The organism is Nocardia anocheti, assembly GCF_029675105.1.
GTDB lineage: Bacteria > Actinomycetota > Actinomycetes > Mycobacteriales > Mycobacteriaceae > Nocardia.
In genome coordinates, this window is record NZ_JAQQFV010000012.1 from 1 (window position 1) to 26685 (window position 26685).

Annotated in this window: 28 protein-coding genes and 1 pseudogene; 10 read left to right on the forward strand and 19 right to left on the reverse strand. The window is 70.6% G+C overall.

Annotated elements, in window-relative coordinates:
- The 5 genes and pseudogenes from QC180_RS26860 to QC180_RS26880 all read right to left on the reverse strand — a co-directional run.
- Positions 1-555: pseudogene (locus QC180_RS26860) on the reverse strand (4-hydroxy-2-oxovalerate aldolase); the annotation flags it as partial.
- A gap of 10 nt (positions 556-565) precedes the next feature.
- On the reverse strand, positions 566-1474 hold the full coding sequence (locus QC180_RS26865; RefSeq protein WP_278265624.1) for an acetaldehyde dehydrogenase (acetylating): 909 nt from the start codon (positions 1472-1474) through the stop codon (positions 566-568).
- Positions 1475-1522: 48 nt separating this feature from the next.
- A complete protein-coding gene (locus tag QC180_RS26870) occupies positions 1523-2308 on the reverse strand; it encodes a 2-keto-4-pentenoate hydratase (RefSeq protein WP_278265625.1) in 786 nt (261 codons plus the stop codon).
- Positions 2302-3789, reverse strand: coding sequence for an MDR family MFS transporter (locus QC180_RS26875; protein ID WP_278265626.1), 1488 nt, complete (start codon positions 3787-3789; stop codon positions 2302-2304). The genes QC180_RS26870 and QC180_RS26875 overlap by 7 nt, the downstream gene beginning before the upstream one ends.
- A 15-nt stretch (positions 3790-3804) precedes the next feature.
- Positions 3805-4839 carry a ferredoxin--NADP reductase gene (locus QC180_RS26880; protein ID WP_278265627.1) on the reverse strand — a complete coding sequence of 345 codons (1035 nt, stop codon included), beginning with the start codon at positions 4837-4839 and terminating at the stop codon, positions 3805-3807.
- A gap of 193 nt (positions 4840-5032) precedes the next feature.
- On the opposite strand from QC180_RS26880, the gene QC180_RS26885 reads away from it, so the two are divergent.
- Both QC180_RS26885 and QC180_RS26890 read left to right on the forward strand, forming a co-directional pair.
- Positions 5033-5830, forward strand: coding sequence for a mycofactocin-coupled SDR family oxidoreductase (locus QC180_RS26885; protein WP_278265628.1), 798 nt, complete (start codon positions 5033-5035; stop codon positions 5828-5830).
- Between the two features lies 1 nt (position 5831).
- Entirely contained in the window at positions 5832-6659 is an 828-nt protein-coding gene (locus QC180_RS26890) for a mycofactocin-coupled SDR family oxidoreductase (RefSeq protein ID WP_278265629.1), read from the forward strand.
- A gap of 56 nt (positions 6660-6715) precedes the next feature.
- Here the strand turns inward: QC180_RS26890 and QC180_RS26895 are convergent, their stop codons facing one another.
- The 6 genes from QC180_RS26895 to QC180_RS26920 form a co-directional block, all read right to left on the reverse strand.
- Positions 6716-7591 carry an alpha/beta fold hydrolase gene (locus tag QC180_RS26895; protein WP_278265630.1) on the reverse strand — a complete coding sequence of 292 codons (876 nt, stop codon included), beginning with the start codon at positions 7589-7591 and terminating at the stop codon, positions 6716-6718.
- A gap of 34 nt (positions 7592-7625) precedes the next feature.
- The gene (locus QC180_RS26900) at positions 7626-8417 is read right to left on the reverse strand and encodes an SDR family NAD(P)-dependent oxidoreductase (protein ID WP_278265631.1); all 792 of its coding nucleotides are present in this window, start codon (positions 8415-8417) and stop codon (positions 7626-7628) included.
- A 24-nt stretch (positions 8418-8441) separates the two neighbouring features.
- Complete coding sequence (locus QC180_RS26905; RefSeq protein ID WP_278265632.1) at positions 8442-8699, reverse strand: hypothetical protein; 258 nt, start codon at positions 8697-8699, stop codon at positions 8442-8444.
- A gap of 10 nt (positions 8700-8709) precedes the next feature.
- The gene (locus tag QC180_RS26910) at positions 8710-10365 is read right to left on the reverse strand and encodes an FAD-binding protein (protein ID WP_278265633.1); all 1656 of its coding nucleotides are present in this window, start codon (positions 10363-10365) and stop codon (positions 8710-8712) included.
- Between the two features lie 7 nt (positions 10366-10372).
- Positions 10373-10744 (reverse strand): nuclear transport factor 2 family protein, encoded by a 372-nt coding sequence (locus tag QC180_RS26915; RefSeq protein WP_278265634.1) that lies wholly within the window; start codon positions 10742-10744, stop codon positions 10373-10375.
- A gap of 110 nt (positions 10745-10854) precedes the next feature.
- Positions 10855-12390, reverse strand: a complete 1536-nt coding sequence (locus QC180_RS26920) for an FAD-binding protein (RefSeq protein WP_278265635.1) — start codon at positions 12388-12390, stop codon at positions 10855-10857.
- A gap of 197 nt (positions 12391-12587) precedes the next feature.
- Between QC180_RS26920 and QC180_RS26925 the strand changes: the two genes are divergently transcribed.
- Complete coding sequence (locus tag QC180_RS26925) at positions 12588-14219, forward strand: flavin-containing monooxygenase (RefSeq protein WP_278265636.1); 1632 nt, start codon at positions 12588-12590, stop codon at positions 14217-14219.
- Between the two features lie 44 nt (positions 14220-14263).
- On the opposite strand, the gene QC180_RS26930 is transcribed toward QC180_RS26925, so the two are convergent.
- Complete coding sequence (locus QC180_RS26930) at positions 14264-14767, reverse strand: flavin reductase family protein (protein ID WP_278265637.1); 504 nt, start codon at positions 14765-14767, stop codon at positions 14264-14266.
- Positions 14768-14869: 102 nt separating this feature from the next.
- On the opposite strand from QC180_RS26930, the gene QC180_RS26935 reads away from it, so the two are divergent.
- Positions 14870-15553 carry a PadR family transcriptional regulator gene (locus tag QC180_RS26935; RefSeq protein ID WP_278265638.1) on the forward strand — a complete coding sequence of 228 codons (684 nt, stop codon included), beginning with the start codon at positions 14870-14872 and terminating at the stop codon, positions 15551-15553.
- A gap of 52 nt (positions 15554-15605) precedes the next feature.
- Here QC180_RS26935 and QC180_RS26940 read toward each other — a convergent pair whose 3' ends face one another.
- Complete coding sequence (locus QC180_RS26940) at positions 15606-16739, reverse strand: alpha/beta hydrolase (protein ID WP_278265639.1); 1134 nt, start codon at positions 16737-16739, stop codon at positions 15606-15608.
- A gap of 152 nt (positions 16740-16891) precedes the next feature.
- Here QC180_RS26940 and QC180_RS26945 point away from each other — a divergent pair, with 152 nt between their 5' ends.
- Complete coding sequence (locus QC180_RS26945; protein ID WP_278265640.1) at positions 16892-17233, forward strand: hypothetical protein; 342 nt, start codon at positions 16892-16894, stop codon at positions 17231-17233.
- Positions 17226-17855: a Dabb family protein gene (locus QC180_RS26950; RefSeq protein ID WP_278265641.1), complete on the forward strand. Its 630-nt coding sequence runs from the start codon at positions 17226-17228 to the stop codon at positions 17853-17855. The genes QC180_RS26945 and QC180_RS26950 overlap by 8 nt, the downstream gene beginning before the upstream one ends.
- A gap of 281 nt (positions 17856-18136) precedes the next feature.
- Here the strand turns inward: QC180_RS26950 and QC180_RS26955 are convergent, their stop codons facing one another.
- From QC180_RS26955 to QC180_RS26970, 4 genes are all read right to left on the reverse strand, one after another.
- On the reverse strand, positions 18137-18994 hold the full coding sequence (locus tag QC180_RS26955; protein ID WP_278265642.1) for an IclR family transcriptional regulator: 858 nt from the start codon (positions 18992-18994) through the stop codon (positions 18137-18139).
- A 177-nt stretch (positions 18995-19171) separates the two neighbouring features.
- Entirely contained in the window at positions 19172-20077 is a 906-nt protein-coding gene (gene bphC, locus QC180_RS26960) for a biphenyl-2,3-diol 1,2-dioxygenase (protein ID WP_278265643.1), read from the reverse strand.
- Positions 20078-20105: 28 nt separating this feature from the next.
- On the reverse strand, positions 20106-21284 hold the full coding sequence (locus tag QC180_RS26965; protein ID WP_278265644.1) for an acyl-CoA dehydrogenase family protein: 1179 nt from the start codon (positions 21282-21284) through the stop codon (positions 20106-20108).
- Positions 21285-21318: 34 nt separating this feature from the next.
- A complete protein-coding gene (locus QC180_RS26970; protein WP_474646549.1) occupies positions 21319-22494 on the reverse strand; it encodes a 3-ketosteroid-9-alpha-monooxygenase, oxygenase component in 1176 nt (391 codons plus the stop codon).
- 198 nt (positions 22495-22692) lie between these two features.
- On the opposite strand from QC180_RS26970, the gene QC180_RS26975 reads away from it, so the two are divergent.
- The 4 genes from QC180_RS26975 (at position 22693) to map (ending at position 25466) form a co-directional block, all read left to right on the forward strand.
- Positions 22693-23256 (forward strand): hypothetical protein, encoded by a 564-nt coding sequence (locus QC180_RS26975; protein ID WP_278265646.1) that lies wholly within the window; start codon positions 22693-22695, stop codon positions 23254-23256.
- Between the two features lie 11 nt (positions 23257-23267).
- Positions 23268-23750 (forward strand): nuclear transport factor 2 family protein, encoded by a 483-nt coding sequence (locus tag QC180_RS26980; RefSeq protein ID WP_278265647.1) that lies wholly within the window; start codon positions 23268-23270, stop codon positions 23748-23750.
- 71 nt (positions 23751-23821) lie between these two features.
- Positions 23822-24631 (forward strand): mycofactocin-coupled SDR family oxidoreductase, encoded by an 810-nt coding sequence (locus tag QC180_RS26985; protein WP_278265648.1) that lies wholly within the window; start codon positions 23822-23824, stop codon positions 24629-24631.
- Positions 24632-24698: 67 nt separating this feature from the next.
- The gene (gene map / locus QC180_RS26990; RefSeq protein ID WP_278265649.1) at positions 24699-25466 is read left to right on the forward strand and encodes a type I methionyl aminopeptidase; all 768 of its coding nucleotides are present in this window, start codon (positions 24699-24701) and stop codon (positions 25464-25466) included.
- Between the two features lie 6 nt (positions 25467-25472).
- On the opposite strand, the gene QC180_RS26995 is transcribed toward map, so the two are convergent.
- Together QC180_RS26995 and QC180_RS27000 are read right to left on the reverse strand one after the other, a co-directional pair.
- Positions 25473-25736: a helix-turn-helix domain-containing protein gene (locus tag QC180_RS26995; RefSeq protein WP_278265650.1), complete on the reverse strand. Its 264-nt coding sequence runs from the start codon at positions 25734-25736 to the stop codon at positions 25473-25475.
- A gap of 47 nt (positions 25737-25783) precedes the next feature.
- A complete protein-coding gene (locus QC180_RS27000) occupies positions 25784-26596 on the reverse strand; it encodes a 2-phosphosulfolactate phosphatase (protein ID WP_278265651.1) in 813 nt (270 codons plus the stop codon).
- Positions 26597-26685: the final 89 nt, after the last annotated feature.

Here is a 26685-nt window from a genome sequence, read left to right on the forward strand (position 1 = left end):
TGAGACGCGGTCGGAGACCTGTTCGAGGACGAGGGCTCCGGCGGAGTCGACCACGTAGACGCATTGGCAGCCCGCGTCGGCCATGATGCGGGCCTGCTTGGCCAGCTTCTCCGGGGGCTGGGAATGCGACATCATCAGGAAGCCCACGGTTTCCAGGCCGAGGTCACGGGCGTACCCGAAGTGCTGAACGGAGACATCGGCTTCGGTGCAGTGGGTGGCGACACGACAGATCGTGGCCCCGTTGTCCCTGGCGATCGCGATGTCCTCCTTGACGCCGACGCCGGGCAGCATGAGGAAGGCGATGCGCGCGTTCCTCGCCGCCTCGGCGGCGGTCCGGATGAGTTCCTGCTCCGGGGTTTTCGAGAACCCGTAGTTGAACGAGGACCCGCCCAGGCCGTCGCCGTGGGTCACCTCGATGACCGGGACACCGGCCCCGTCGAGGGCGGTGACGATATCGCGGACTTCGTCCACGGTGAACTGGTGACGCTTGTGGTGGGAGCCGTCGCGCAGCGAGGTGTCGGTGACGCGGATGTCGAGATCGGCGGAATAGACCATGATTGGCTCCTTACACCCGGGCCGAGAGGATCTGACCGGCGACGACTTCGCCGACGCGGGTCGCGGCGGCGGTCATGATGTCGAGATTGCCCGCGTAGGGCGGCAGGAAGTCACCCGCGCCCTCGACCTCCACGAACACCGAGACCTTCGCCAGGCCACCGGAGACCACGGAGGGTTCGTCGAACTGGGGTTCGTTGAGCAGGCGGTAGCCGGGCACATAGGTCTGGATATCGGCCACCATGCGATGGATCGAGGCGCTGATCGCGTCCCGGTCGGCATCCTCGGGCACCGCGCAGAAGATGGTGTCGCGCATGATCATCGGCGGCTCGGCCGGGTTCAGGATGATGATGGCCTTGCCCCGCTGGGCGCCACCGATGGTCTCCACACCCTTGGACGTCGTCTTGGTGAACTCGTCGATGTTCGCGCGCGTGCCCGGACCGGCCGACACCGACGACACCGACGCGACGATCTCGGCGTACGCCACCGGCACGACCCGCGACACCGCGGCCACGATCGGAATGGTGGCCTGGCCACCGCAGGTGATCATATTGACATTCGGCGCGTCCAGCAGCGACGCCAGATTCACCGGCGGCACCACCGCGGGCCCGACAGCGGCCGGGGTAAGATCGACCGCGCGGATACCGAGGTCGGCGTAGCGCGGCGCGGCCGCACGGTGGACGTAGGCCGAGGTGGCGTCGAACACCATGTCCGGCTTGTGGTCCTGGGCGAGCAGCCAGTCCACGCCCTCGGCCGAGGTCTCCAGCCCCAGCCCGCGGGCGCGTTTGAGCCCTTCGCTGTCGGGATCGATCCCGATCATCCAGCGCGGCGTGATGGACTCCGACCGGAGCAGTTTGTAGAGCAGGTCGGTGCTGATGTTGCCGGATCCCACGATCGCGGCGTCGACGGTCCCGTGGGACACGGTCGCCTCCTGAGGGGTAGGGGAGCGCGCGGCGGCGCTCGGGACGGTTCAGACGAAACGCAGGCCGACGGCGCCGAGCCCGGTGAACTGCGCCCGGACGGTGTCGCCGGGCCGGACATCGATGGCGCGGGTGCAGGAACCGGGCAGCACGACATCGCCCGCCCGCAACCGCACCCCGAAGGTCGCGACCTTGCGGGCCAGCCACGCCACCGCGAGGAGCGGATCGCCGAGCACGGCGTCGGAACAGCCCTCGGCCACCACCGCACCGTTGCGGGTGAGGACGGCGTCGACGGCGGTGACGTCGATGTCACCGGGCGCCACGCGTTCCCGGCCGAGGACGAACCCGGCCGAGGAGGCGTTGTCGGAGATGGTGTCGCACAGGCCGATCCGCCAGTCGGTGATGCGCGAATCGATCAGTTCGATGGCGGGTGCGTAGGCGACGGTGGCCGCGCGGACATCGTCCTCGGTGCAGTCGGCCCCGGGCAGATCGGCGCCGAGCACGAAGCCCACCTCGACCTCGACCCGCGGCAGCAGGAACTTCGCGGTGTCGACGGGGACGTCCTCGAACAGCTCCATGTCGGCGAGCAGGTGCCCGTAGTCGGGTTCGTCGACGCCCATCATCTGCTGCATGGCCGCCGACGACAGCCCCACCTTGTGGCCGACGATCCGGCCGCCGCCATCGAGCTTGCGGCGGATATTGAGCAGCTGGATCTCGTAGGCGTCGACCACGTCGATGTCCGGGTAGCGGGCGGCCAGTGGCGCCACCGCCACCCGGTCCCGTTCGGCTCGCGCCAGTTCGGCCGCGAGCTCGGTGCGCACGCGCGTTGTCAGCATCCTGGCTCCCTCTTCTGTTCCGGTGATGCGCTCCCATCCTCGGGGCGGGCGGGCCCGTCCGGGTCGGACGTTCCCGCTGGATGGGCGGTGATCGCACCCGGCACCAGCGCGCACGCCGCCACCAGCACGACGGTCATGGCCGCGATGGTGACGAACACCAGGTGGATCGCCGCCGAAAGAGCCTGCGGCGTGGCCGCTCCCGCGTCACCGAGCCGCGCGTTGACGATCGCGCCGAACACCGCCACCCCCACCGCGCTGCCCAGCGACCGCGCGAACATGGTGGCCGAGGTGACCACCCCGCGCTCGGACCAGCGCGCGCTCGTCTGCGCCGCGATGAGCGTGGGCGTGGCGACCAACCCCATGCCCGCGCCGACCACGAAACACGAGGCGGCCACCTGCCACAGCGGCGAACGCTCGTCGAGCAGCAGCGTCGTCGCCGCGCCGAGCGCCGCGACGGCACTGCCCAGCACCGCGCAGGCCCGGAAACCGAAGCGCAGATACACCTTTCCCGCCTGCGCGGCCGACAGCGGCCAGCCCAGGGTGAGCGCACCGGTGACCAGACCCGCCACCAGCGCACTCGACCCGAGCACGCCCTGATTGAACAGCGGCACATACGTGGTGAACCCGAACAGCAGCGCACTGCCCAGCACCGCCGCCACCCCACCCGCGACCACCACCCGCCGGGTGAACACCCACAGCGGCAGAATCGGTTGCGCCGCCCGTGATTCCACGACGAGGAACAGTGCCAGGGCCAGCGCGGCGCCCCCGAAGACCAGCAGCGAGGTCCGCCAGGGCCAGGCATGGCCGCCCTCGAGCAGGCCGAGCACCAGCCCACCCGCGCCCAGGGTCAGCAGGACGGCCCCGAGGTAGTCGATGCGGCGCGCTCGGCGGGGCACCGATTCGCGGAAGTGTCGCGCCAGCATCCACCCGGCGAGCCCGGCCAGGGGCAGGTTCACCAGGAAGATCCAGCGCCAGCCCAGGTAGTCCGCGCAGATCCCGCCGAGCAGCGGGCCGGTCACCGAGGCCACCGCCCACACCCCGGCCAGATAGCCCTGCACCGTGGCGCGTTCGGCGAGGGTGTAGAGATCGCTGGCGATGACCATGGTGGTCGGCTGGATCGCGCCCGCGCCGATGCCCTGCACCGCGCGGAACACGATGAGCGCGACCATGCTGCCCGCCAGCCCGCACAGCAGCGAGCCCAGCGCGAAGACCACGACACCGCACAGCATCACCGGTTTGCGACCGAACGCGTCGGCCAGCGCGCCGTAGATCGGCACGGTGATCGCCTGCGCGAGCAGGTAACTGGTGAACAGCCACGGGAACAGCGCGAAATCGCCGAGATCGTCGGTGATGGCCAGCACCGCGGCCGCCAGGATGGTCGAGTCCAGCGCGACCAGGCCGGTCGCGAGCATGAGCGCGCCGAGCACGGGGCCACGGTCCGAGCCGAAACCGACCTCGGCGCGCACGGTATCGGTTGCCAACGGGCACCTCTCGGCTCAGAAGCGGATGCGGACCTGATCGGTGGTGGGTCGGGCCTGACACGCGAGGGTGTACCCGGCGTCGATGTCGGCCTGGTCCAGGATCGGTGACGGCGGCATACGCACCGCGCCGTCGACGACCGTGCACGCGCAGGACCCGCATTCGCCTTCGCGGCAGGAATAGGGCACGTCCAGCCCGTCGGCGAGCATGACGTCGACCAGGGTGCGTGAGCGCGGCCAACGCAGCGCGTGCACGGCGCCGTCGAGTTCCACCTCGACGTGCGCGGCGTCGGCGTCCTCGGCGGGATCGAGCGGTTCGGGCTCGGCGAACGGATCACCCGAGAGGGAGACGAACACCTCGGTGGTGATCCGCTCACGCGGCCACCCCGCCCCGGACAGCGCCTCGGTGACCGCCGCCATGAACGGGCCCGGCCCGCACACGAACGCCTCGTGGGCCGGATACGGTTGCGCGAAACGCGCCAGCTGGGCGGTGCTCGGCAGACCTTGCAGCGATTCCAGCCAGTGCGTCACCGCGAGGCGGTCCGGATAGCGGTCCGCCAGCTCCCGCAGGGTCTCGGCGAAGATCACCGACTCGGGTCCGCGATTGGCGTAGAACAGCACCACCCGGCCGGTGCCCCGGACCAGCGCCGAGCGCAGGATCGACAGCACCGGGGTGATCCCGCTGCCCGCCGCCCACAGCAGCAGATCGGTGTCGAGCGAGGCCGGAGTGAAGCTGCCCTGGGGTGGGAGGACGTCGAGGGTGTCGCCCACGGTGACGTTGTCGCACAACCAGTTCGAGCCGTAGCCGTCGGCGGTGCGCTTGACCGTCACCCGGGGCGGGTCACCGGTGAACGGGGAACTGGCCAGCGAATAGCAGCGCGCCACCGGTTCGGGCCGCTCGCTGGGGATGCGCAGGGTGAGGAACTGGCCGGGGCGGTAGGCGAAACGGTCGGCGGCCTCGGCGGGCACGTCGAAGACGAGCGAGCGCGCGTCGGCGGTCTCCTCGATCACCGCGGCCACCCGCAGCGTCACCACCCGTGGAACCGTCGTCACTGGTGTCCTCCTCGATCACAGAACCGGTGTGCGGACCTACCGTCGCAGCGGGCGGCCCGTCCGCGCACGGGCGGTTCCCGGTGGCCGGGAGATCGCCGCGTGAGTGCCCGCTGACCGGGAAGACCAGGGCGGACACCGCGGTCGGCGACCCTAGCGTCGGCGCCGTGGACACTCGATCTTCCGGGGGCGCCCGATGAACCGCATGGAGCACACCGTCGCGCTGGTGACCGGCGCGGCGGGGGGAATGGGCCGGGCCCATTGCCGTCGGCTCGCCGAAGAGGGCGCCGACATCATCGCCGTCGACATCGCTGCCGCCGCGGCGGAATTGGCGCGCACGGCCACCGACGTGGCCGCGCTCGGCCGCGTCTGCGTGACCGCGACCGCCGACGTGCGCGACCAGGCCGCCCTGGATGTGGCCGTCGCCGACGGCGTGGCCGCGCTGGGCAGGCTCGACGTGATCGTGGCCAATGCCGGGATCTACGCCGATCTGGCCCCGTCCTGGGACCTGACCGACCAGGCGTGGCAGCGCACGATCGACATCAATCTCACCGGCGTCTGGCACACCGTGCGGGCCGCGATGCCCGCGCTCACCGACGGTGGCTCGATCGTCGTGGTCAGCTCGACCAACGGCCTGGTCGGGGCGGCCGGGGCCGCGCACTACGCGGCCAGCAAGCACGCCGTGGTCGGCCTGGCCCGCACCTTGGCCAACGAGCTCGGCCCGCGAAATATCCGGGTCAACACCGTGCATCCCGGCTCGGTGGCCACGCCGATGATCCTCAACGACACGGTCTACGCCAAGCTCTGCCCCGACCTGCCGCATCCCACCCGCGACGACGCGGCCGCGGTGCTGGCGCGCCGCACGCTGCTGCCGGTGCCCTGGGTCGACCCGGTCGACGTCAGCAATGCCGTGCTCTTCCTCGCCTCCGCCGAGTCCCGTTACGTGACGGGAACCCAACTCGTGGTGGACGCCGGACTGACTCAGAAGGTGTGACATGGGACGAGTTCAGGGCAAGATCGCGCTGGTCACCGGCGCCGCGCGCGGCATCGGCCGCGCCCAGGCCCGCCGCCTGGCCGAGGAGGGCGCCGACATCGTCGCCGTGGACCTCTGCGGCCCGGTCGATGGCGTACTGACCCCACCGGCGAGCGCCGCCGACCTCGCCGAGACCGCCGCGGCCGTGACCGCGACGGGCGCGCGGATCGTCACCGCCACCGTCGACGTGCGCGACGGCACCGCCCTGCGCGCCGCGGTGGACGCGGCCGTGACGGAATTGGGCGGCCTCGACATCGTCTGCGCCACCGCCGGAATCAGTTCCAGCGGCGGCGCGCTCGAGCTGACCGAACAGCAGTGGCAGACCATGATCGACGTCAACCTGACCGGGGTGTGGCAGACCTGCAAGGCCGCCACCCCGCACCTGATCGCCCGCGACGGGGGCGCGATGATCCTGACCAGTTCGATCGCCGGACTGCGCGGTCTGGTCGGGGTCGCCCACTACACCGCGGCCAAACACGGGGTGGTCGGGCTGATGCGGTCGCTGGCCAAAGAGCTGGCCCCGCACCATGTCCGGGTGAATTCGGTGCATCCGACCAATGTCGACACGCTCATGATCCAGAACGACTCGGTGCGCCGCGCGTTCCGGCCCGATCTCACCGCGCCCACGCGCGAGGAGTTCGCCGCGGCGGCGGTGACCATGAACATGCTGCCGATCCCGTGGGTCGACCCGGTCGACATCGCCAACGCCACCCTGTTCCTGGCCTCCGAGGAGGCCCGCTACATCACCGCGGTGACCCTGCCGGTCGACGCGGGCAGCACCCAGCGCTGAGGACGGAACGCGAGAGCGGGGGCCTGGTCACCAGGCCCCCGCTCTCGCGTGCGCGCTCACGCGGCGCGGTCGGTCTCCTTCCGGGTGAGGAAGGCCAGCACCGCCGACTCGAATTCGTTCTTGCGCTCGATCATGGCCCAGTGCCCGCAGTTCGGGAACACGTGCAGTTCGGCGCGCGGGATGGTCCGCATCGGGATGAGCGCCATGTCCAGGGGGCTCACCCGGTCGTCGCGGCCCCAGGTGATCAGCGTCGGGGCCTGGACCTTGTGCAGCATCGCCCACGGCGGCGGGGCGTCGGAGGATTCCATGGCGCGCACCATCATGGCGAAGGCGGCCTTGCTGTACATGCGGCGGGCACTGTCGAGGGTGGCCGGGTCGGTGGCCTGGGTCCAGCGTTCCTCGATGAGCTCGTCGGTGACCATGGCCGGGTCGTGGACCATCGAGTGCAGCCATTGGATCAGCCGCTCCCGGGTGGGTTCCTCGGTGAACTCCTGCAGCAGCTTGATGCCCTCACCGGGCCCCGGGCTGAACAGGTTGCGGCCGATCCCGCCGATGGTCACCAGCTTGCCGACCCTGTCCGGGTGGGCGATGGCGTAGTTCAGTGCCACACCGCCGCCCATCGAATTGCCGATGATGTCGACACGGTCCAGACCCAGCGCGTCGACGAAGCGGACCACCGCGTCCAGCGCGGTGACCATCGGGTGCCCGCCGAAGTCGTCGCTCACGCCGAAGCCGGGGAATTCCAGGATCAGGCAGCGGAACCGGTCGGCGAAGGCGGCGAGATTGCCCCGGAAATTGCGCCAGCCGGTGACTCCCGGCCCGGAACCGTGCAGGAGCAGCAGCGGGGGACCGTCCCCGATCTCGTGATAGCGCAGGACACCCGCGTCGGTACGGATCTCCTTCAGGGTGTCGGTGTAGCTGGGTTCCGTCATCGCGGGTCCTCCGGAAGGTGGGTCGGGTGCGGGCTCACGCGTGGGTGCCGCCGTCGATGCGGATCTCGGTGCCGGTGATGAACGCGCCGTCTTCGGAGACCAGCATGGCGATCACCCCGGCCACCGCGCTCGGGTCGCCCATGCCCGCGCCACCGGATTCCCGGTCGGTCGGCAGGACCGGCGACAGCTTGGCGAACAGCGCCCAGTCCGCGTCGGCGGGAACGTATCCCGGGGTGGCGTCGGTGATGCCGGACTTGATGCTGCCCGGCGCGACACACACCGCGCGCAGACCCTTGCCGCCGAACTCCAGGGCCAGGGCGTGGGTGAAGGACTGGATGCCGCCCTTGCTCGCCGCGTAGGCCGCCATGTACGGATGCGCGAACGCGGCCGAGGTGGAGCTGAAATTCACCACGGTGGCACGGGGATTCGCCAGCAGGGCGGGCAGTGCCTCGCGGACCACCAGGAAGGTGCCGGTGAGATTGACCCGCAGGATCAGGTCCCACAGCTCGAGAGAGGTCTGTTCGGTGTGCGAGGCGCGCAGGATGCCCGCCGCGTTGACCAGGGAGTCCAGGCCACCGAGGGTGTCGACCGCGCCGCGCACCCCGTCGATCACCGACTGTTCGTCGCCGATATCGATGGTCAGGGTGGTGAGCCGGTCGGCGGTGCCGCGTTCGGTGGCCTGGGCCCGCGTGGCGGCCAGGCCCTCGGCGGAGACGTCGGCGCCGACCACGCGGGCGCCTTCGTCGAGCAGTCGGAGCACGGTGGCCTGACCGATGCCGGAGGCGGCACCGGTGACGAGGGTGCGGTGGTCGTCGAGTCTGTTCATGCGAGGTCCTTTCGGGTCGTGGGGTCAGCCGAGCCGACCGGGCACCGGTTCGTGCCGGAGCCCGTCGGTGGCCAGAGTGCCCGCGCGCACGGCGTTCTCGATCGAGTCGCGCAGGGCGGGGCAGGTGGGGATGGAGCCGCTCGGTTCACCGAGGGCGGCCCGGCGGGCGAACTCCGGGCACGCGGACTCGGCGTCGTCGAGCCATTGGACGCTGGTGTGGCTGGGACTGAACTTCTCGGCCAGCACCTTGTTGCCGCAGGTGGCGCACTGCACGGGTTGCATGATCGCCCCCTCAGCGGTGTCCGGCGGCGCGACGCGCGGCGATGTAGCCGAACACCATCGCCGGGCCGATGGTGGCGCCCGCACCGGCGTAGTCGTTGCCCATCACCGCGGCCGAGGTGTTGCCCGTGGCGTAGAGACCCGGGATGGGTGTGCCGTCGGCGCGCAGCACCCTGGCGTCGGCGTCGTAGACCAGGCCGCCCTTGGTGCCCAGGTCACCGATGCGCACCCGCAGCGCGTAGTACGGGCCCTTGTCCAGGACGTCGAGGGCCGGAACCGGCAGGGTGGGGTCGCCGTAGTAGTTGTCGTAGGCGCTCACGCCGCGACCGAAGTCGGCGTCGTGCCCGTCGCGGGCGAAGCCGTTGAAGCGCCGGACCGTGTCGCCCAGCGCGTCCGCCGGGACACCGATGGCCGCGGCGAGCCCGGCCAGGTCGGGCGCGCTGTGGATCAGCCCGGACGAGGTCCAGGCGGCGGGGAACTTCTGGCCGGGCACGATCCCGCCGATCGGGTAGCGGCTCTTGGCCTTCGCGTCGAAGATCAGCCAGGCCGGATCGTGGCGACCGGCCAGCTGCGCGTGCACGAAGGTGACATACGGGGCGGCCTCGTTGGTGAAGCGCGCGCCGGTGCTGTCGACGATCATCGAGCGCGGGATCGACCGCTCCGACACCAGCACCTGATTGATGCCCTCCGGTCGCTGGAACGAGGGCATCCACCAGGCGTCGTCCATCAGGTCCACCGCCGCGCCGACCTGTTCTCCGGCCACGATGCCGTCGCCGGTGTTGTCGGTGGAGGCCGCGCTGAAATTGTCGCGTCCGCCTTCGGGCAGCCAGCGCTTGCGCAGCGCCTGATCGTGCTCGAAACCGCCGGTGGCCAGCAGCACGCCGTCGCGCGCCCGGATCCGGATCTCGCGCCCGTCGCGTTCGGCGAGCACGCCCACGACCGCGCCGGACTCGTCGGTGATCAGCGAACGCAGCGGGGTGTTCAGCCACAGCGGCACCCCGGCGTCGCGCAGGGCCAGCCGCAGCCGGGCGATCAGGGCGCGGCCGAGGGTGTCCATGTGTCGGCGCAGCACGATCGCCTTGATCGCGCGCAGCCCGGTGAGCAGCGCGGTCCAGCGGGCCTTCCAGGTGCGGGTCACCATGTTCAGCTGGACGAAGTCCTTGGACGTGATGAACAGGCCCGGCGGGGTGGCCAGGGCGGCCGGGCGCAACAGGTCCTCGTCGGCGCCGAGCTGTTTGAGGTCGACCGGCAGGGGCTCGATCGAGCGGCCCGCCGGACGTCCGCCGGGCGCCTCGGGGTGGTAGTCGGAATAGCCCGTGCACCACTGGAACCGCAGGTGCGGGCTGGTTTCCAGGAACTCCAGCATGCGCGGGCCCTCGTCGATGAAGGCGTCGAGATTGGCCGAGGGCACCCGGTCGCCGACGACGGCGTCGAGGTAGGCGCGCACGTCGGCGCGGGTGTCACCGAGGCCCTCGCGCCGCAGCACCGGATTGTCGGGCACCCAGATGCCGCCCCCCGAGAGCGCGGTGCTGCCGCCGTACACCCCGGCCTTCTCGATGACGAGGGTGTCCAGGCCGCGATCGGCGGCGGCGAGCGCGCCGGTGAGCCCGCCCGCCCCGCTGCCGACGACGAGGAAACCGACTTCGTGATCCCACTGCTGTTCGGTCATGGTCGCCTCAGCCCGCGATCATGTCGTCCTGCGACCAGAACGCCCGCATGCTCGCGATCCGCGCGTCCTCGTCGAAGGTCATCACATCGATCGGTTCCAGGGTGAAGCTCTGGTCACCGAAGCGGGTGACCACCCGGAAACTGAACGCCGCGCTGTTCCCGGCGACCCGCACGGAGAACAGTTCGCTGGAGCGTTCCAGCTGCTCGAAGGATTCGTAGAAGGCGAGGATCGCCGCGTGACCGACATGCGGTGCGCTGCCGACCGGGTCCTCCACCGTCGCGTCCGCGCGGTAGAGGGCGACGATCTCGGCAGCGGAACCGCTGCCGACGGCCTCCACGTAGGCGCGCACGGTCGCGCGGATGTCGTCGGCTGAAGCCATTTTCTCGCTCCTGGAACTAGAGAAACAGAGGTTGGTGTGTGCACGGAACCACACGCGGTGGCCCGTCGGCGGTGGTCCGTCCCGGCCAGCGGGAAGGACCACCTGCCGGGTCAGTCGCCGAGGATGTGGCGCACGGCGAGGTGGCTGAACAGCATGGACGCGCCGATCGGATTACCGCCGCCGGGATAGACCTCCCCGCTGACCGCGGCCATGGTGTTGCCCGCGGCGTAGAGCCCCGGAATCGGCGTGCCGGTGCGGTCGAGCACCCGGGCCGCGCTGTCGGTGCGCAGACCGCCCTTGGTGCCCAGATCCGAGATGCCGAACGCGGCCGCGTGATACGGGCCCTTGTCGATGGTCACCAGCGGGGGTTCGCCGTTGGAGAAGGCCCGGTCGTAGGCTTCGTCGCCGCGCCCGAAATCGGGATCGACACCGGTCGCGACCATGTCGTTGAACCTCGCGACGGTGGCCTCGAGATTCGCCGCCGGGACGCCGATCTTCGCGGCGAGCTCGGCGAGCGTGTCGGCGGTGTGCCACAGCCCGGCCTCGACGTACTTCTCGGTCTCGACCATGGACACATTGGTGGCCTTGATCGGCGGGACCTCACCCTCCTTGTCGTCGTAGATCATCCAGAACGGCAGGCGCAGGCCGCGCTCGGCCATCTGACGGATCACCTCCCGCCCGAGCCGGTCGTAGGGCGCGGACTCGTTGACGAACCGGTGCCCGTCCTGGTCGACGAAGATGCCGCCGGTGAACCACAGCGCGAAGGCCGAACGCCCATCCGGATGGGTCAGCCCCGGCGACCACCACGCCTGATCCATCAGATCGGTGTCGGCGCCCGCCGCGATGCCCGCCCGGTGCGCCAGGCCCTGATTTCCCCAGGGCCCCATGGTGTCCCGCGCCTCGCCCGGTACCCCGTAGTGGGCGCGCAGCTCCGCGTTCTGCTCGAAGCCGCCCGCGGCGAGCACCACCCCGCGCCGAGCACGGATGGCGTGGCGGGCGCCCGCGCGTTCGACGATCGCCCCGGTGACCTCGCCGTCCTCGACGACGAGTTCCACCAGCGGCGACTCCAGGTGCAGCTGGGCGTGCGGGTAGGTCGACAGCGCGCGCAGGAACCGCCCGATCAGCGCCTGCCCGCCGATCAGCAGCTCCGGCAGCGGGGCGCCGAGCCGGTCGGTGTCGAGCGGGCCGCGCAGCGATTCCCGCAGCGGGCCCAGCTCGGCGGCGGGCAGGGGCGTGGGCATGATGTGGCGCTGCCCGTCCAGACGGGCCTTGGGCGCCTTACCGAAGTAATCGGGCCACGGGAGCATCTGGAAGGCGAAATGGTCGTCGGCTTCGAGGTATTCGATGAGGTCGCGGCCCCGGTGGACATAGGTGCGCTGGAGGTCGTCGGGGGTGCGGTCGCCGACGACGGCGCGGTAATAGGTGAGCGCGTCGTCGAGGGTGTCGTCGGTGCCCGCCCGCTCGAGCACCGGATTGCACGGGAACCACACCCCGCCGCCACCCGAATAGGCCGTCGTGCCACCGAACTTGTCGGTCGCCTCGACCACCGCGACGCTGAGTCCCTCGCGGGCGGCGGTGTAGGCACCGGCCAGGCCACCGCCCGAGCCCGCGACCAGCACATCCACCTCGTCGTTCCAGTCCACCACTGTTTCCTCCTGATACCACCTCGAATTGCCGACGACGGTAGGGCCGGTGCCGGGGTGGGCGGAGCGGATCGTCCCGATGACCGGGAGGTGATCGATGTGGCGAGGTGTGCCGGTCAGCGGGAAGCACACCTGCTCGGGGCGCCCGCGCGGACCTAGCGTCGCCGCGGAGAACCGGTCTCCATCGAAAGGTAGGCACTGTGAACCCCGAGACCCCATCGGCCTCCGCTCCCGGCCCGGCCGACGTCGACGTGGTCGTCGTCGGCGCGGGCATCGCCGGTCTGTACGCCCTGCACCGATTCCGCGGCAGCGGGCTGTCGGTGCGGGTGTTCGAGGCGGGCGAGGGCGTGGGCGGCGTCTGGTACTGGAATCGCTACCCGGGCGCGCGCTGCGACGTGGAGAGCGTCGACTACTCGTACTCCTTCGACGACGCGCTGCAACAGGACTGGGAGTGGAGCGAGAAATACGCCACCCAGCCCGAGATCCTGGCCTACCTCGAGCACGTCGCCGACCGCTACGACCTGCGCCGCGACATCACCTTCGGCACCCGCGTCACCGATATCGCGCTCGACGAGCGCACCCTGCGCTGGCACGTCACCACCGACACCGGGCTCGCGGTCGTGGCCCGCTTCGTGGTGCTGGCGACCGGCCCGCTGTCCAATGCCAACACCCCCGCCATCGACGGCCTCGATACCTTCGCTGGCCGGGTTCTGCACACCTCGCACTGGCCGCACGAGGGGGTGGATCTGACCGGGCAGCGCGTCGGCGTCATCGGCACCGGATCCTCCGGCATCCAGACCATTCCGTGCCTGGCCGAGCAAGCACGGCAGCTGCACGTCTTCCAGCGGACCGCGAACTACAGTGTGCCCGCGGGCAATACGCCGTTGAGCGCCGCCGACCGCGCGGCCCAGAAGGCGGACTACGCCGAACGTCGACGCCGGTCGATGGCCAGCGGCGGCGGGTCACCGCATCAGGCACACCCGGAATCCGCGCTGGCGGTGAGCGCGGAGGAACTGCGCGACGCCTACGAGAAGCGCTGGGCACTCGGCGGTGTGCTGTTCAGCAAGACCTTCCCCGACCAACTGGTGAACCTCGCCGCCAACGACACCGCGCGCCGGTTCTGGGAGGACAAGGTCCGCGCCGTCATCGACGACCCGCGCGTGGCCGAACTGCTCATCCCGCGCGATCACCCGATCGGCACCAAACGCATCTGCACCGACACGAACTACTACCAGACCTACAACCGCGACAATGTCACCCTCGTCGACCTGAAGACCACCCCGATCACCCGGATCGACGCCACCGGCGTGCACACCACCGACGCGCACCACCCCCTCGACACGCTGGTGCTCGCTACCGGATTCGACGCCATGACCGGCTCGGTCGCCCGGATGAACATCGTCGGCCGTGGCGGGGAAACGCTCAACGAGGCGTGGCGCGAGGGACCGAAAACCTATCTGGGACTGGGCATGACGGGTTTTCCCAATCTGTTCGTCCTCACCGGGCCCGGCAGTCCCTCGGTGCTGGCCAATATGGTGCTGCACTCGGAACTGCACGTCGACTGGGTGGCCGAGGCCATCGCCCATCTCGACAGCAGGGGAGCGGTCGCGCTCGAGGCCAGGCCCGACGCGGTGGCCGACTGGGTGCGCGAGTGCGCGCAGCGGGCGGCGGGAACGCTGATGACCCAGGCGAATTCGTGGTATCTCGGCGCCAACATCCCTGGGCGGCCCCGGGTGTTCATGCCGTTCGTCGGCGGGTTCGGGGTCTACGGCGAGATCATCGCCGAGGTCGCCGCCGCCGGATACCAGGGATTCGACGTGCTCGAGGGGTGAGACACGACGACGGGGTGCTTTTCGGGCACCCCGTCGTCGTGCGCTCAGACCGCGAAGCCGCCGAAACCGCCGCGATAGAACAGCAGCGGCTTGCCGTCCTCGGCGGCCCGCAGGGCACCGATCCGGGCCAACACGACCGTGTGATCGCCCGCGTCGTGTTCGAGTTCCACCGTCACCTCGATGTGGGCCAGCGCCCCGGCCAACGCGGGCGCGCCGTTGCCCGCGCGTTCCCACGCGATCCCGGCGAACTTGTCCGCGCCGCTCACCGCGAACTGGCGGCACAGCGCGCTCTGCTCCTCGGCCAGGATGTTCACACACAGCGCGCCGGTCGCCCGCAGCAGCGGCCAGCTGGTGGAGGTCTTGGCCGGGCAGAACGACACATACGGCGGGTCCAGCGACACCGAGACCACCGACTGACAGGTGAAGCCGAGCGGTCGCGTCCCGTCGTGGGCCGCGATCACCGCGACGCCGGTGGCGAAGTGACCGAGCACCCGGCGCAGCTCGGCGGCCGGGATCCCGGCCTCGACGATGACGTTGTCTGCATTCATACCCCCACCCTCGATGCCACGGGGTGCGCGGCTCAAGACGTTCTCCCGGTCAGCGGTTGTCGACGGACCGTCCGTGTCAAGCGTGGTTGCTACCATGCACCGATGGCGACTCCCGACCCCGATCCCGGCGTTCCCACTCTGCCGCCGACCAGCTGGGCGGTGCTCGCCATGCTCTCCTACGAGGAGGAGATCTCCGGCTACGACCTCAAGAAATGGGCCGACTGGAGCCTGCGCTACGTCTACTGGACCCCCTCCTACAGTCAGATCTACGCCGAACTGAAGAAGCTCGAACAGCACGGCTTCGCCAGCTCCCGCCTCGACCACGACAACGCCATGCGCGGCCGTCGCCTCTACCGCATCACCGACTCCGGCCGCGACGCCGTCACCACCTGGTGGAACAAGGCCCCCGTCGACCCCTCGGTCCTCAAACACCATGTGCTGCTGCGGGTCATGTTCGGCCACCTCGGTTCCCCCGAGCGCCTCAAACAGATCCTGCGCGACCACATCGCCGATGTCGACCAGCTCGAACAGCGCGCCGCCATCGACGCCGAGGCCGCCAAATCCGAACCCGGCTGGGCCTATTCGCAGATCGTGCTGCAATGGGCCCAACGCCACTACGCCGCCGAACGCGAACTCGCCGAACAACTCATCGCCGACATCGACGCCGCCGCCACCGTCCTGGCGGGCGCCGAACACGACGACCGCACCGACTACCCCCACCCCACCCCCGGCCGCTGGCGCGAGATCGAACAGCGCGTCCGCGAGGAGCACGAGGACGCCGACTAGCCGAGGACCTCGCGCACCATCAGCGCGTCCGCGAGGAACACGAGGACACCGACTAGCCGAGGACATCGCGCACCATCGCCCAGACCTCGGCGCGGGCGGCGACGGTGGCCGACAGCGACGGGATGGTCAGGAAGCCGTGGAACAGGCCGTCGTAGCGGCGGTGGCGGACCGGGACGCCGTCGCGGGCCAGACGCTGGGCGTAGGCGTCGCCCGCCGAGCAGGGCGGGTCGAGTTCGGCGGTGACCACGACCGCGGGCGGGAGTCCCGCGAGGGTGGTCGCCCGCGTCGGGACCAGACGGACGTCGTCGGTGCCGTGGGGCGCGTATTGCCGCCAGTACCAGCGCATGGCGCGGGTGGTGTTGTAGTGGCCGGTGCCGAAACGGCGATAGGACTCGGTGTCGACATCGTCGTCGATGACGGGATAGAGCAGGATCTGCGCGGCCAGCGGGGGACCGTCGTGATCGCGCACGGCGAGGGCGACCGTGGCGGCGAGATTGCCGCCCGCGCTGTCCCCGGCCACCGCGATCCGCGCCGGGTCGCCACCGTATTCGCTCGCGTGCGCGGCCGTCCACCGCAGGGCCGCGAGGAAGTCGTCGTGGGCGGCCGGGGCGGGATGTTCGGGGGCCAGGCGATAGTCGACCGAGACCACCACGGCACCGACACCGACGGCCATCGCGCGGCAGAACTCGTCGTGACTGTCGAGATCGCAGAACACGAATCCGCCGCCGTGCGCGAAGACGATCACCGGCAGTGCCGCGCTGATCAGAGCGTGGTCGTCGACGTGCGGTGCGTCACCGACAAGCAGCGCCGAACCGTCCGTCGGTTGTGCCGCAGCCGCGCCGGGTGCGGCGCCTTCGGTCGACAACGGCGCACCGGCCATCGCCGTAGGGCGAGGGGAGGTCGGCGGCGCAGCGCTGTCGGTGGGCAGTGAATCCGGGGTGGGGTGTGGTCGGTAGACCCGGAGCGGGAGGGGGCCACCGGCGCCGTCGATGGTGATGTCGTGGACGGTGCGCATCGCCGGGATGCGTTGCAGTGGGCCGCGTCTGGCGCGGATCGCGGCCCGGACCTCGGCGGCCTCCATGGCGGCGACATCGGGGAATCCGGCGTCGAGCGCGGCCAGCATCGCGGCCACCTCGGGGTCGGGGACCGCGCCCGGTCCAGTGGTCGGGAAATCACGCACGGTCACGGGGGTCCTCCTGGGGTTTCGGCGGCGGAATCGGCGCTGGTCCACCGGCGTCCCGGCCACCGTAGGGTCGGTGACGACCGGCGCGAACCGTGTTCTCCCACTGGGCGGAAACCCTCGCCGCGGTGGTGCGGCGTCCTGCCTACGGTCGGCCGATGAGCACCGTCTATGTGATCGACACCGTGGTGACGAAACCGGGCCGGGCCAGGGAATTCGTCGACGCCTATCTGCGCGACTACGTCCCCGGCGCCCGCGATCGCGGGATGCGTCTGGAACGGATCGTGGTGAGTCCGCCGGTGTGGTTCACCGACGCGTCGAACACCGTCGTCGCGACCTGGGCCCTCGACGGCGCGGCGGGCTGGTGGGAGATGACCTGGCGCGGCCGCCCCGACGAATCCGTGCGCCGATGGTGGACGCGGGCACAGGAGTGGATCACCGAACGCTCCCGGGCCACTGCGGCGTCCTACGACGAGGTGGACGGGCTCAACGATGTATGAGGTGATCCGGCTCGTGCACCTGGCACCCGGAGCGGACGAAAACGCGCTGATCGCCGATCTACGCGCGAGCGTCGGCACCGCCCGGTGGGCGCTGATCCAGCCGACCCTGCCGGGCGTGCGCAACGGCGGTGACATCCTGGTCCACCTGCGCTTCGCCGACCGCGCGCACTGGTCGGCCACCGCCGCGCGACTCGCCACCGTCCTGGGCGACAGCGCGGTGACCCACGTCGACGGCGCCGAATACACCGGCGGCACTGCGGGGTTCGCGAACCCGCGCACACCCGCCACGGTCCACCGCGTCCTGCTGCTCCGCGTCGCCCCCGACACCCCACCCGCGACCGTCCGCGCATTCGAGGCCGACCTGCTCCGCATGCCCGCCCACATCCCGACCATCCGGTCCTGGCAGCTCAGCACCGTCCACCACGCCCTCGGATCGGCACCGTGGACCCACGTCTGGGAACAGGAGTTCACCGACCTCGACGGCCTGACCGGCCCCTACCTCCTGCACCCCATCCACTGGGCCCACGTCGACCGCTGGTTCGACCCGGAACACCCGGAATCGATCGTCCGCGACCGCATCTGCCACAGCTTCTGCCCGAACGCCTCACTCCCACACCCCTGAACCAGCCGCCCCGGCTCCGAAGGACCCGGCATCGGACCGCCCGGCACCCACCGTCGAGCATCGTGGGGCCTTGCGTCAGCCCGCCCTGAGCTCGTCCGGCCCGCCTCAGCCCGGCCCAGCCCGGCCCAGCTGAGTCCCGGCTTGGCTGTACCCAGCCCGCATCGGCTCAGCTCGCGAGCGCCGGATCCGCCGTGGTCCGGTGCGACGGTGCCTTTGTGGCGGCCCGGTGGCGATGTGTGGCAGGCCGTCGGCGGTCCCGATGATCCACGCTGTGCGCGTGTTCACGCCGTGCGCGTCACCTGCGGGTAGGCGTGTGGCCGGGCCACGGGGCCGCCGGTGAGCGGGCGTGGATGCTGCTGCAGGGTCGGGCGTACGCGTACGCGACCGTCGTCGACGTGGCGCCAGATGTTGAGGGCGGTGGTGCGTACCGGGGCGGTGAGGCGGTGGTCGAACAGGAGGCGGTCGACGGGGCCGCACACCGAGACGGCCGCGACGGCGGGTTCGCCGAGTTCGCCGATGGGGGCCGCCAGACAGCCGAAGCCGGGCAGGGATTCCTCGCGCTCGATCGCGACGCCGTGGGCGCGCACCTTGGTCAGCTCGGCGTCGAGGTGGGCCTTGGTGGTCAGTGGCCCGCGCGTCCGGGCGCCGGACTGCCCGGCCAGCGCTTCGGCCACCCGCCGCTCGTCGGAGTGGGCCAGGATCGCCCGGCCGACCGCGGTCCCGGCGGCGGGCCGCCGACCACCCACGCGGGTGGGGACGGCCGCGGCCAGGTCGCCGCCGATCTTGTCCAGGTACACCACATCGGGCCCGTCGAGGACGGCCAGATGCACCACGAATCCGGTGACCCGGTGCAGTTCGTGCAGGAACGGCATCGCCGCGCGGTGCAGCCGGTCCTGGTGCACGGCCAGCGAGCCCAGCTCCATCAGGCGCAGGCCGAGTTCGTAGTCGCGGCCCTCGCGGCGCAGCCAGCGCAGTTGCACGAGCCGTTCCAGCATGCGATGCGCCGAGGACCGGGGCAGGCCGGTCCGGCGCACGATCTGGGCGAGGGTGAGCCTGCCGGGCCCGTCGAAGGCGTCGAGCAGCAGGGACGCGCGATCGAGGATCGCACTGGGGGTGGTGGCCTCGGCCTGGATGACCATGGAGCGCTCCATTCGGATCTACGAGCGGATGCCGAGTCGTATATTTCGATTAGGCATATACCTATTGATACCATCCGTTGTGCCCGTTGTCACACGAATCGGCAAGGTGTATCGACGACGAAGGCCCCCGATCCGGGCGTAAAGCTCGGATCGGGGGCCTTCGGGGCCTGCTGGGGTCTACATGGCCGCCAGCGGTTCGCTGCCGGACCAGTCGTGGCCCCAGTAGCTGTCGGCGGTGATCTCCTCGGCGGTGTAATACCGCTCGTCGACGCGCATGCCCTCGGTGCCGAACTCGATGTCCCAGCCGCCGGGCGCGCGCACGTAGAACGACACCATCTTGTCGTTGGTGTGACGGCCCAGCGTCGAGGACACCGAGAAGCCGTCCTTGGTCACCCGGTCCAGGGCCTGCCCGACGGCGTCGAGGCTGTCGACCTCGACCATGATGTGCACCAGCCCGGGCGCCCCACCGTGCGGCGCCGGGCACAGTGCCAGGCTGTGGTGCCGCTCGTTGACGCCGAGGAACCGCACCCGCATCGGCCCGAACTCCGGCGGCGCCGGGATCCGGAACGCGCCGCGCGGCAGGAAGCCGAGCACTTCGGTGTAGAAGTCGAAGGCGCCGTTGGGGTCCACGGTCGGCAGCACCACGTGCCCCAGTCCCTGCGCCCCGGTGACGAACTTCGCGCCGAACGGCGTCACCACCGGGCTGTGGTCGAGCACCGCGCCGTGGAACACCTCGAGGGTGGCGCCGGTCGGGTCCTCGAAGGTGATGACCTCCTCGACGCGGCGCGCGTCGGCCTCCTCGACCGAGAGCGGCTTCACCGCGATCCCGGCCGCCGTGACCGCGTCCTGCACCCGCACCAGCGCCGCGTGGTCGCGCACCTCCCAGCCGATGGTCACCACGGCGTCGGTGTCGCCCGGCACCACGGTCAGGCGCGCCGAACGTTCGTCCATCCGCAGGTAGAGCGCGTTCTCGTCCGGCCCGCTGCCCTCGGCGAAACCCAGGACGTCGAAGGCGAAGGCACGCCAGCGGTCCATGTCGGCGGTCTGGATCTTGACGTAGCCCAGGCCCTTGATGTCTGTCATGTCGGTGTGTCCTTCGTGGGTGGTTCGGTCAGATCATCGAGCGCAGGTGCTCGGCGGGCTCGATGCCCAGGGAGCTCAGCGCCGAGGCGTGGTAGACGGTGCTGGGCACGTGGATGGCGTGCGCCAGGCCGACATGGGCGTCACGCCAATAGCGCTGCAGGGGCTTGTCGGTGCGCATGGCATTGCCGCCGGAACGGGCGAAGATCTGGTCCACGGCCGTCACCGCGCGCCAGGCCGCGCGCACCTGGGTGCGCCGCACCGCCGCGCGTTCGGCGAAGCCGATCTCCTGGCCCGCGTCGACCAGGTCGTAGATCCGGTCGGCGTTGGCCAGCAGTTCCTGGCGGGCGGCGTTGATGTCGGCCGCCGCCTCACCGATGGCGAACAGCACGTACGGGTCGTCCTTGACGGCGGTGCCCTGGGCGCCGACCCGGTCGCGCTGGTAGTCCAGGTGCGCGGCCAGCGCGCCCTCGGCGATACCGACCACCGCCGAGCTGATGCCCAGCGGGAACATCGTCGACCACGGCATCTTGTAGAGCGTCTCGGTGACGCCGTACTCCTTCTGCGCGGTGCCGTCGATGACGTGATCGCCGTTCATCACCCGGTAGTCGGGCACGAACGCGTCCTCGACGATGATGTCCTTGGACCCGGTGCCGCTGAGCCCCACCACATTCCAGGAGTCCTCCACGATGGTGTAGTCCTCGCGCGGCAGGATCATGTGCAGCATGGTCGGCGGCAGCGCCATCGACCCGTCGGGGTTGCCGAGCATGGCGCCCAGGAAGATCCAGTCGCAGTGGTCGGTGCCGGAGCTGAACTGCCAGCGGCCGTTGAAGATGTAGCCGCCGTCGACCGGGCGGGCGATGCCGGTGGGCGCGTAGGGCGAGGCCATCCAGGTGTCGTGGTCGTCGGACCACACCTCGTCCTGCACCTTCGGGTCGGCGAAGGCCAGCTGCCACGGATGCACGCCGACGATGCCGGTGATCCAGCCGCTGGCCGGGTCCAGTGCGGCGGTGGCCATCACCGTCTCGGCGAACTCGCGCGGGTGCGCCTCGAATCCGCTGTACTTCTTCGGCTGCAGCAGCCGGATCGGGCCCGCCTGCTTGAGCAGCTGGGCGGTGGCGTCGGGTAGCTGCTTGAGCCGCTCGGCCTCGGGAGCCTGGGCGCGCAGCTGATCGGCGATCGCGGCGATATTGTCGAGAACCTTGGTCATCGGAGGTGGTGCTTTCTGTCGGTGGGATGGCGGGTCAGGACAGGGTGTTGATGACGGCGCCGCGGGCGATGTTGTCGGCGACCTCGGCCTCCCAGCTGGTCACCGCGCGCTCGGTGTCGATCTCGAACTCGAAGCGCTTGGTCATGTCGTCGGTGACGTCCTCGACGTCGACGTAGAACTGCTTGTACCAGCGGCGCAGCTGGTAGACCGGCCCGTCCTCCTCCGACAGCAGCGGATTGTCGATGGGCGCCTTGTTCTTCCAGATCGCCACGTCCTGCTCGAAGCCGTACTCGACGCCCTGGGCGAACTGGGCGGCCATGGCGTTCGCGTCCGCGTCGGACATGCCCTGTGGCTTCTTGACCATCGCGCCGTACTGGAGCACGAAGGAGTTCTCGCTGACCGGGTAGTGGCAGTTGATCAGCACCGTCTCGATGGTCATGCCGTTGGCCTCGCTCCAGAGCCAGTCGATCATGTAGGACGGGCCGAAATACGACGCGTCCGACCGCAAGGTCGAGTTCGGATCGTCGTAGCTGGTGCCCACCTCGATGTCGTGGCGCGGGGTCGAGCGCATGTACTGGGTGGCGACCGGGCCCTCGAAGACGTTCTTGAAGTAGCGCGGGAAGGCGTAGTGCACGTAGAAGAAGTGCGCCATGTCCACGACGTTGTCGACGATCTCGCGACAGTGCGAGCCCTCGATGAGCATCGAGTTCCAGGTCCAGTCGGTCCATTCCGGGGTGCCGTAGCCCTCGATCTCGGGGATGGTCACCGCGTCGGTGGGCTTGCTGCCCTGCGGGTCGTGCCAGATGTAGAGCTGACCGTTGCGCTCGAGGGTCGGCCACGAACGGGTCTTGGCCAGCGGGGGCACCCGGCGCGCGTAGGGGATCGCGGTGCACTTGCCGTTGCCGCCCCAGCGCCAGTCGTGGAACGGGCAGGCGATCGAGTCGCCCTTGACGGTGCCGTGGGCCAGATTGCCGCCCATGTGACGGCAGAAACCGTCGAGCACGTGCAGCGCGCCGTCGGTCTCGGACCGGAACACCACCAGCGTGGTGCCGAAAGCCTTGACCTCATGCGGCTTTCCGTCGCGGAACGAGGAGAGCAGGCCCAGGCAGTGCCAGCCGCGGGCGAAGCGGGTGGGCGCCGCGGCGGCCTCGATCTGGCGATAGTCGGCGGTGGCGTCCAGGGATCGGCCGTTCGGCGGGTTCTCCGGCATCGAAACCTCCATGGTCTGACGGAGCGGGATGAGCTGCGCCGATGGTCGCGCCGTCGCGGGGTGTCCGGGCGGCCGGGTTCCCGGTCAGCGGACATGTTTTCGACGCGACCGCGTGGCGTCCCGATGAGCGGGAGAGGAACCGGTCACAGCTCGCGCGCGGTCCTAGCGTGACGGCACCTGTCTAGGAGAGGACTGCTCATGGGTGACGTCGCGATGGTGCTCGAGACCGAGGCGATCCGGGTGTTCGCCGCGGCGGCGCGCTCGGACAATCCGGCCTACCGGCTCGCCGACCGGCCGGTGGTCCCGCCGACCTTCCTGCCCGCCGACGCCGCGACCGTCGACCGCGCCGAGACCGACCACCGGTTCTTCGGCCCGCCCCCGCGCGCGGGCGATCGGCTCACCGCCATCCGGGCGGACGCGGCCACCGAATCGCTGACCCGCTACTTCGACCGCACCGGCGGACTCGTCGCCGAATCCTGGGCGGCCGCCGAAGCCCTCGCGGGCGACCCCGCGACCGCCCGGGCCGGAGCCCAGCTGGCCACCTACGCCACCGACTGGCTCGGCGCCGAGAACATCCGCCGCTTCCGCACCAGGGCGAGCAGGGCACTGGCCTCGGGCGAAGTGCTGACCTGCACCGGGCACATCACGCAGAGTTACCGGCAGGACGGCGAACCTCGCGTCGACGTCACCCTGTCCGGGGCCGACGCGGCGGGCATCGTCGTCGTCCGCGCGTGGGCGAGCTTCGCCCACGACCGACCCTGAGCAGGAGAACCATGCCCGACACCGACCTCGCCACCCGGATCGCCCGGCTGGAGGCCGTCGCCGCGATCACCACGGTCAAGCACCGCTACTTCCGTGCCTGTGACGCCAAGGACCCGACCGGCTTCCTCGCCTGCTTCGTGGCGGGCGCGCCCCTGGACTACGGCCCGCTCGGCCAGCACGACGCCGAGGGCATGGCCGCGCTGTTCGCCTCGATCGCGCTGCGTCAGGTCGACGGCGGACCCGCGGTGCTCGACATGCACCACGGCGTCCACCCCGACATCACCGTCCACGACGACACCACCGCCAGCGGCCGCTGGACGCTGAAGTTCCGGCAGGTCAACCTGCTCACCGGGACCGAATCGGTGGCCACCGGCGAATACGCCGACGAGTACCGGCGGGTCGACGGCGAGTGGAAGATCGCACGCAGCACCTTCACCCAACTGTGGTCGATCACCCGACCGCTCGGTCCGGAGGATCGCGTGAAAAACGGCTGAATCCCCTCCGGACAGGCGTCCGGAATGGTGGAGTGTTCATAATGCACATCGAGGTTCGGAGGTAGTTCGACATGACGCGACGCTACGAAGGCAAAGTCGCCTTCATCACCGGCGCGGCCCGCGGCCAGGGCCGCGCCGAGGCGGTCCGCTTCGCGCAGGAGGGCGCGAACATCATCGCGATCGACGCGTGCGCGGAGTTCGCGAGCACTCCCTATCCGGGCGCCACCGAGGACGACCTGGCCGAGACCGCGCGTCTGGTCGAGGCCGCCGGGGGCAAGATCGTCGCGACGAAGGCCGATGTCCGTGACTTCGACGCGCTTTCGGCGGCGCTGGCCGAGGGCATCGAGCAGTTGGGCCGTCTCGACGTGGTGGTCGCCAATGCCGGGATCTGTTCGGCCGCGCTGTCCTGGGAGATCACCGCCGAGCAGTGGCAGGAGACGGTCGATGTCAACCTGACCGGCGTCTTCCATACCGCCAAAGCCGCGGTGCCGCACCTGATCGCCCAGGGCGAGGGTGGTGCGATGGTGTTCATCAGCTCGGTCTCGGGCCTCAAGGGCACGCCGTTCACGGGCCATTACGTCGCCACCAAGCACGCCATCACCGGCCTGGCCAAGACCATGGCCAACGAGCTCGGCGAGCACCGCATCCGGGTCAACACCGTGCACCCGGCCGGAGTGGCGACGGGCATGCAACTCCTCGATATGGGTCCGCTGCTGGAGAAGTACGCGCACACGCTGGCGCCCATCTTCATGAACGCCCTGCCCACCTACATCACCGACCCCTCCGATATCGCCGCGGCCGTGGCGTGGCTGTGCTCGGACGAGGCCGCCCAGGTCACCGGCGCGCAGATCCCCGTCGACATGGGCAACCTGAACCGTTAGCCGCACCGGATTGGTATTTTTATACCGCTCGCTCTAGGGTGGTATAAAAATACCAACTGGAGGCGTGATGGTGGAGTTGAAGTCGCCCGCGGAGATCGAACGGATGCGGGTGACCGGCCGGTTCGTCGCCGACGTGCTGGCCGGAGTGAAGGGCGCGGCGACGGTCGGGGTGAACCTGCTGGACCTGGAAGCGTATGTGCGGGAACGGATTCGCGAACGCGGCGCGGTGTCGTGCTACTGGGACTACGCACCCTCGTTCGGGCGCGGTCCGTTTCGTAATACCGTGTGCCTGTCGGTGAACGACGCGGTGCTGCACGGCCTTCCGCACGACTACGTCCTGCGCGACGGCGATGTCCTCACCGCCGACCTCGCGGTCTCCATCGACGGCTGGGTCGCCGACGCCGCGGTGACCACCATCGTCGGCACCGCCGCGCCCGCCGACCAGCGCCTCGTCCGCGCCACCGAGGACGCCCTCGCGGCCGGAATCGCCGCCGCCCGGCCCGGCGGACGCCTCGGCGACATCTCCGCGGCCATCGCCGCCGTCGCCCGCGACTACGGCTTCCCGGTGAACACCGAATTCGGCGGCCACGGCCTGGGCCGGACCATGCACGAGGACCCACACGTCGCCAACAGCGGCCGGGCGGGACGCGGATTCCCGCTGCGCCCCGGGCTCACGATCGCCATCGAACCGTGGTTCGCCGCGGGCACCGCGCGGGTGGTCACCGATCCCGACGGCTGGACCATCCGTTCCGCCGACGGCTCGCGCTGCGCGCACAATGAACACACGATCGCGATCACCGACGACGGCCCGAGGATTCTCACCTCGGTGGACTGAGTGCGGTCAGGCGGATTCGGCGACCGGCTCGGCGCGGTAGATCCCGGCCAGCTCGGTGAGTGGGATGTCCAGCGCCTCGGCCAGTCCGACGACGGTGCCGAAGGCGGGGGAGGGCAGGCGCCCGGACTCGATCTTGCGCAGCGTCTCGGGGGAGATGCCCGCCGCCCGCGCCACCTCGGCGAGGTCGCGGTCGCCGCGCGCGGACCGCAGGCAACGGCCGAGACGACGGCCCGCTTCGACCTGGGCGGGGCTGAGGGGGAGACGCACCATGGGTCCGAGGGTAGGGGTGGTATTTAAATACCGCAACTTCCGGCAGGTCATGGCGGGGTCGGTGCGTGGGAAACCCGCGGCGGGTTCCGCGGGAGCCGAGCCGCATCGACGAAGGCGCCGTCGGTGAGCAGCGGGACGGTGCGGTCGGCGTCGAGCTCGACGGCCAGGGCGACATCGTCGGCGAAACCGATCGCGGTGAGTTCGCGTCCGGACGCGCTGTCGGTGATCAGCGCGCCGACCGCCGGGGTGCCACGGAAGGTGCTCGCGGCGGCCTCGGCCTCGGGCGACAGCGTGGTGAGTCCGGCATCGCGCAGGGCCGCCACCAGCGCGCCCGCACCGAGCCAGTCCTCTATGGCGGGCCGCACGATGTCGGTGCCCGGCCACTGTTCGCCCGCCGCCACGACCGCGATCGGCCGATCCGGATGTCCCCAGTCGTCCTGATCCGCCAGCCAGGCCGCCACCGCGCCGACATTGCGCAGGCTCGCGGCCACCACCCGGGCCTCGCGCACGGTCGTGGCGATCGCGGAACCGTTGGGGGAGGGCAGAACCAGCCGCTCGGTGAACGGTGCCCGGCGGATCGCGGCGGGCGACAACGACCACGGCGCCCGCGGCCCCGCCTCGCGACGGCCGACCGCCAGCGCCGCGCGGTGCTCGTCGGCGAACGCGCGGGCGGACTCGTCGCGCCACCGGTACGGGTACACGGCGGTCCCGGCCGCCGTCGCGAGCGAGACCGAGGTGGTGAACGACAGCACGTCGATCACCACCACACACGCCGCGCCGTCACCGATCGCCGCGGCCCCCGCGCGCCCCCACTCGACCCGCACACCGAACCCCTGCTGCCGCGCCCACTGTGGTGACACGAAACCCTCCCGTTCTCCGGACGAAACCCCCAGTCCATCACGGAGTTCCGGCGCGCGCGAGCATTGCCCTCGAGCCGAACGGATCGGGG

What these genes read in the sequence shown, in the direction of transcription:
- QC180_RS26870 (WP_278265625.1), bottom strand. Translation starts at nt 2,308, where the DNA reads ATGCTGACAACGCGCGTGCGCACCGAGCTCGCGGCCGAACTGGCGCGA.
- QC180_RS26885 (WP_278265628.1), top strand. Translation starts at nt 5,033, where the DNA reads ATGAACCGCATGGAGCACACCGTCGCGCTGGTGACCGGCGCGGCGGGG.
- QC180_RS26890 (WP_278265629.1), top strand. Translation starts at nt 5,832, where the DNA reads ATGGGACGAGTTCAGGGCAAGATCGCGCTGGTCACCGGCGCCGCGCGC.
- QC180_RS26895 (WP_278265630.1), bottom strand. Translation starts at nt 7,591, where the DNA reads ATGACGGAACCCAGCTACACCGACACCCTGAAGGAGATCCGTACCGAC.
- QC180_RS26900 (WP_278265631.1), bottom strand. Translation starts at nt 8,417, where the DNA reads ATGAACAGACTCGACGACCACCGCACCCTCGTCACCGGTGCCGCCTCC.
- QC180_RS26905 (WP_278265632.1), bottom strand. Translation starts at nt 8,699, where the DNA reads ATGCAACCCGTGCAGTGCGCCACCTGCGGCAACAAGGTGCTGGCCGAG.
- QC180_RS26910 (WP_278265633.1), bottom strand. Translation starts at nt 10,365, where the DNA reads ATGACCGAACAGCAGTGGGATCACGAAGTCGGTTTCCTCGTCGTCGGC.
- QC180_RS26915 (WP_278265634.1), bottom strand. Translation starts at nt 10,744, where the DNA reads ATGGCTTCAGCCGACGACATCCGCGCGACCGTGCGCGCCTACGTGGAG.
- QC180_RS26930 (WP_278265637.1), bottom strand. Translation starts at nt 14,767, where the DNA reads ATGAATGCAGACAACGTCATCGTCGAGGCCGGGATCCCGGCCGCCGAG.
- QC180_RS26935 (WP_278265638.1), top strand. Translation starts at nt 14,870, where the DNA reads ATGGCGACTCCCGACCCCGATCCCGGCGTTCCCACTCTGCCGCCGACC.
- QC180_RS26945 (WP_278265640.1), top strand. Translation starts at nt 16,892, where the DNA reads ATGAGCACCGTCTATGTGATCGACACCGTGGTGACGAAACCGGGCCGG.
- QC180_RS26950 (WP_278265641.1), top strand. Translation starts at nt 17,226, where the DNA reads ATGTATGAGGTGATCCGGCTCGTGCACCTGGCACCCGGAGCGGACGAA.
- QC180_RS26955 (WP_278265642.1), bottom strand. Translation starts at nt 18,994, where the DNA reads ATGGTCATCCAGGCCGAGGCCACCACCCCCAGTGCGATCCTCGATCGC.
- bphC (WP_278265643.1), bottom strand. Translation starts at nt 20,077, where the DNA reads ATGACAGACATCAAGGGCCTGGGCTACGTCAAGATCCAGACCGCCGAC.
- QC180_RS26965 (WP_278265644.1), bottom strand. Translation starts at nt 21,284, where the DNA reads ATGACCAAGGTTCTCGACAATATCGCCGCGATCGCCGATCAGCTGCGC.
- QC180_RS26970 (WP_474646549.1), bottom strand. Translation starts at nt 22,494, where the DNA reads ATGCCGGAGAACCCGCCGAACGGCCGATCCCTGGACGCCACCGCCGAC.
- QC180_RS26975 (WP_278265646.1), top strand. Translation starts at nt 22,693, where the DNA reads ATGGGTGACGTCGCGATGGTGCTCGAGACCGAGGCGATCCGGGTGTTC.
- QC180_RS26980 (WP_278265647.1), top strand. Translation starts at nt 23,268, where the DNA reads ATGCCCGACACCGACCTCGCCACCCGGATCGCCCGGCTGGAGGCCGTC.
- QC180_RS26985 (WP_278265648.1), top strand. Translation starts at nt 23,822, where the DNA reads ATGACGCGACGCTACGAAGGCAAAGTCGCCTTCATCACCGGCGCGGCC.
- map (WP_278265649.1), top strand. Translation starts at nt 24,699, where the DNA reads ATGGTGGAGTTGAAGTCGCCCGCGGAGATCGAACGGATGCGGGTGACC.
- QC180_RS26995 (WP_278265650.1), bottom strand. Translation starts at nt 25,736, where the DNA reads ATGGTGCGTCTCCCCCTCAGCCCCGCCCAGGTCGAAGCGGGCCGTCGT.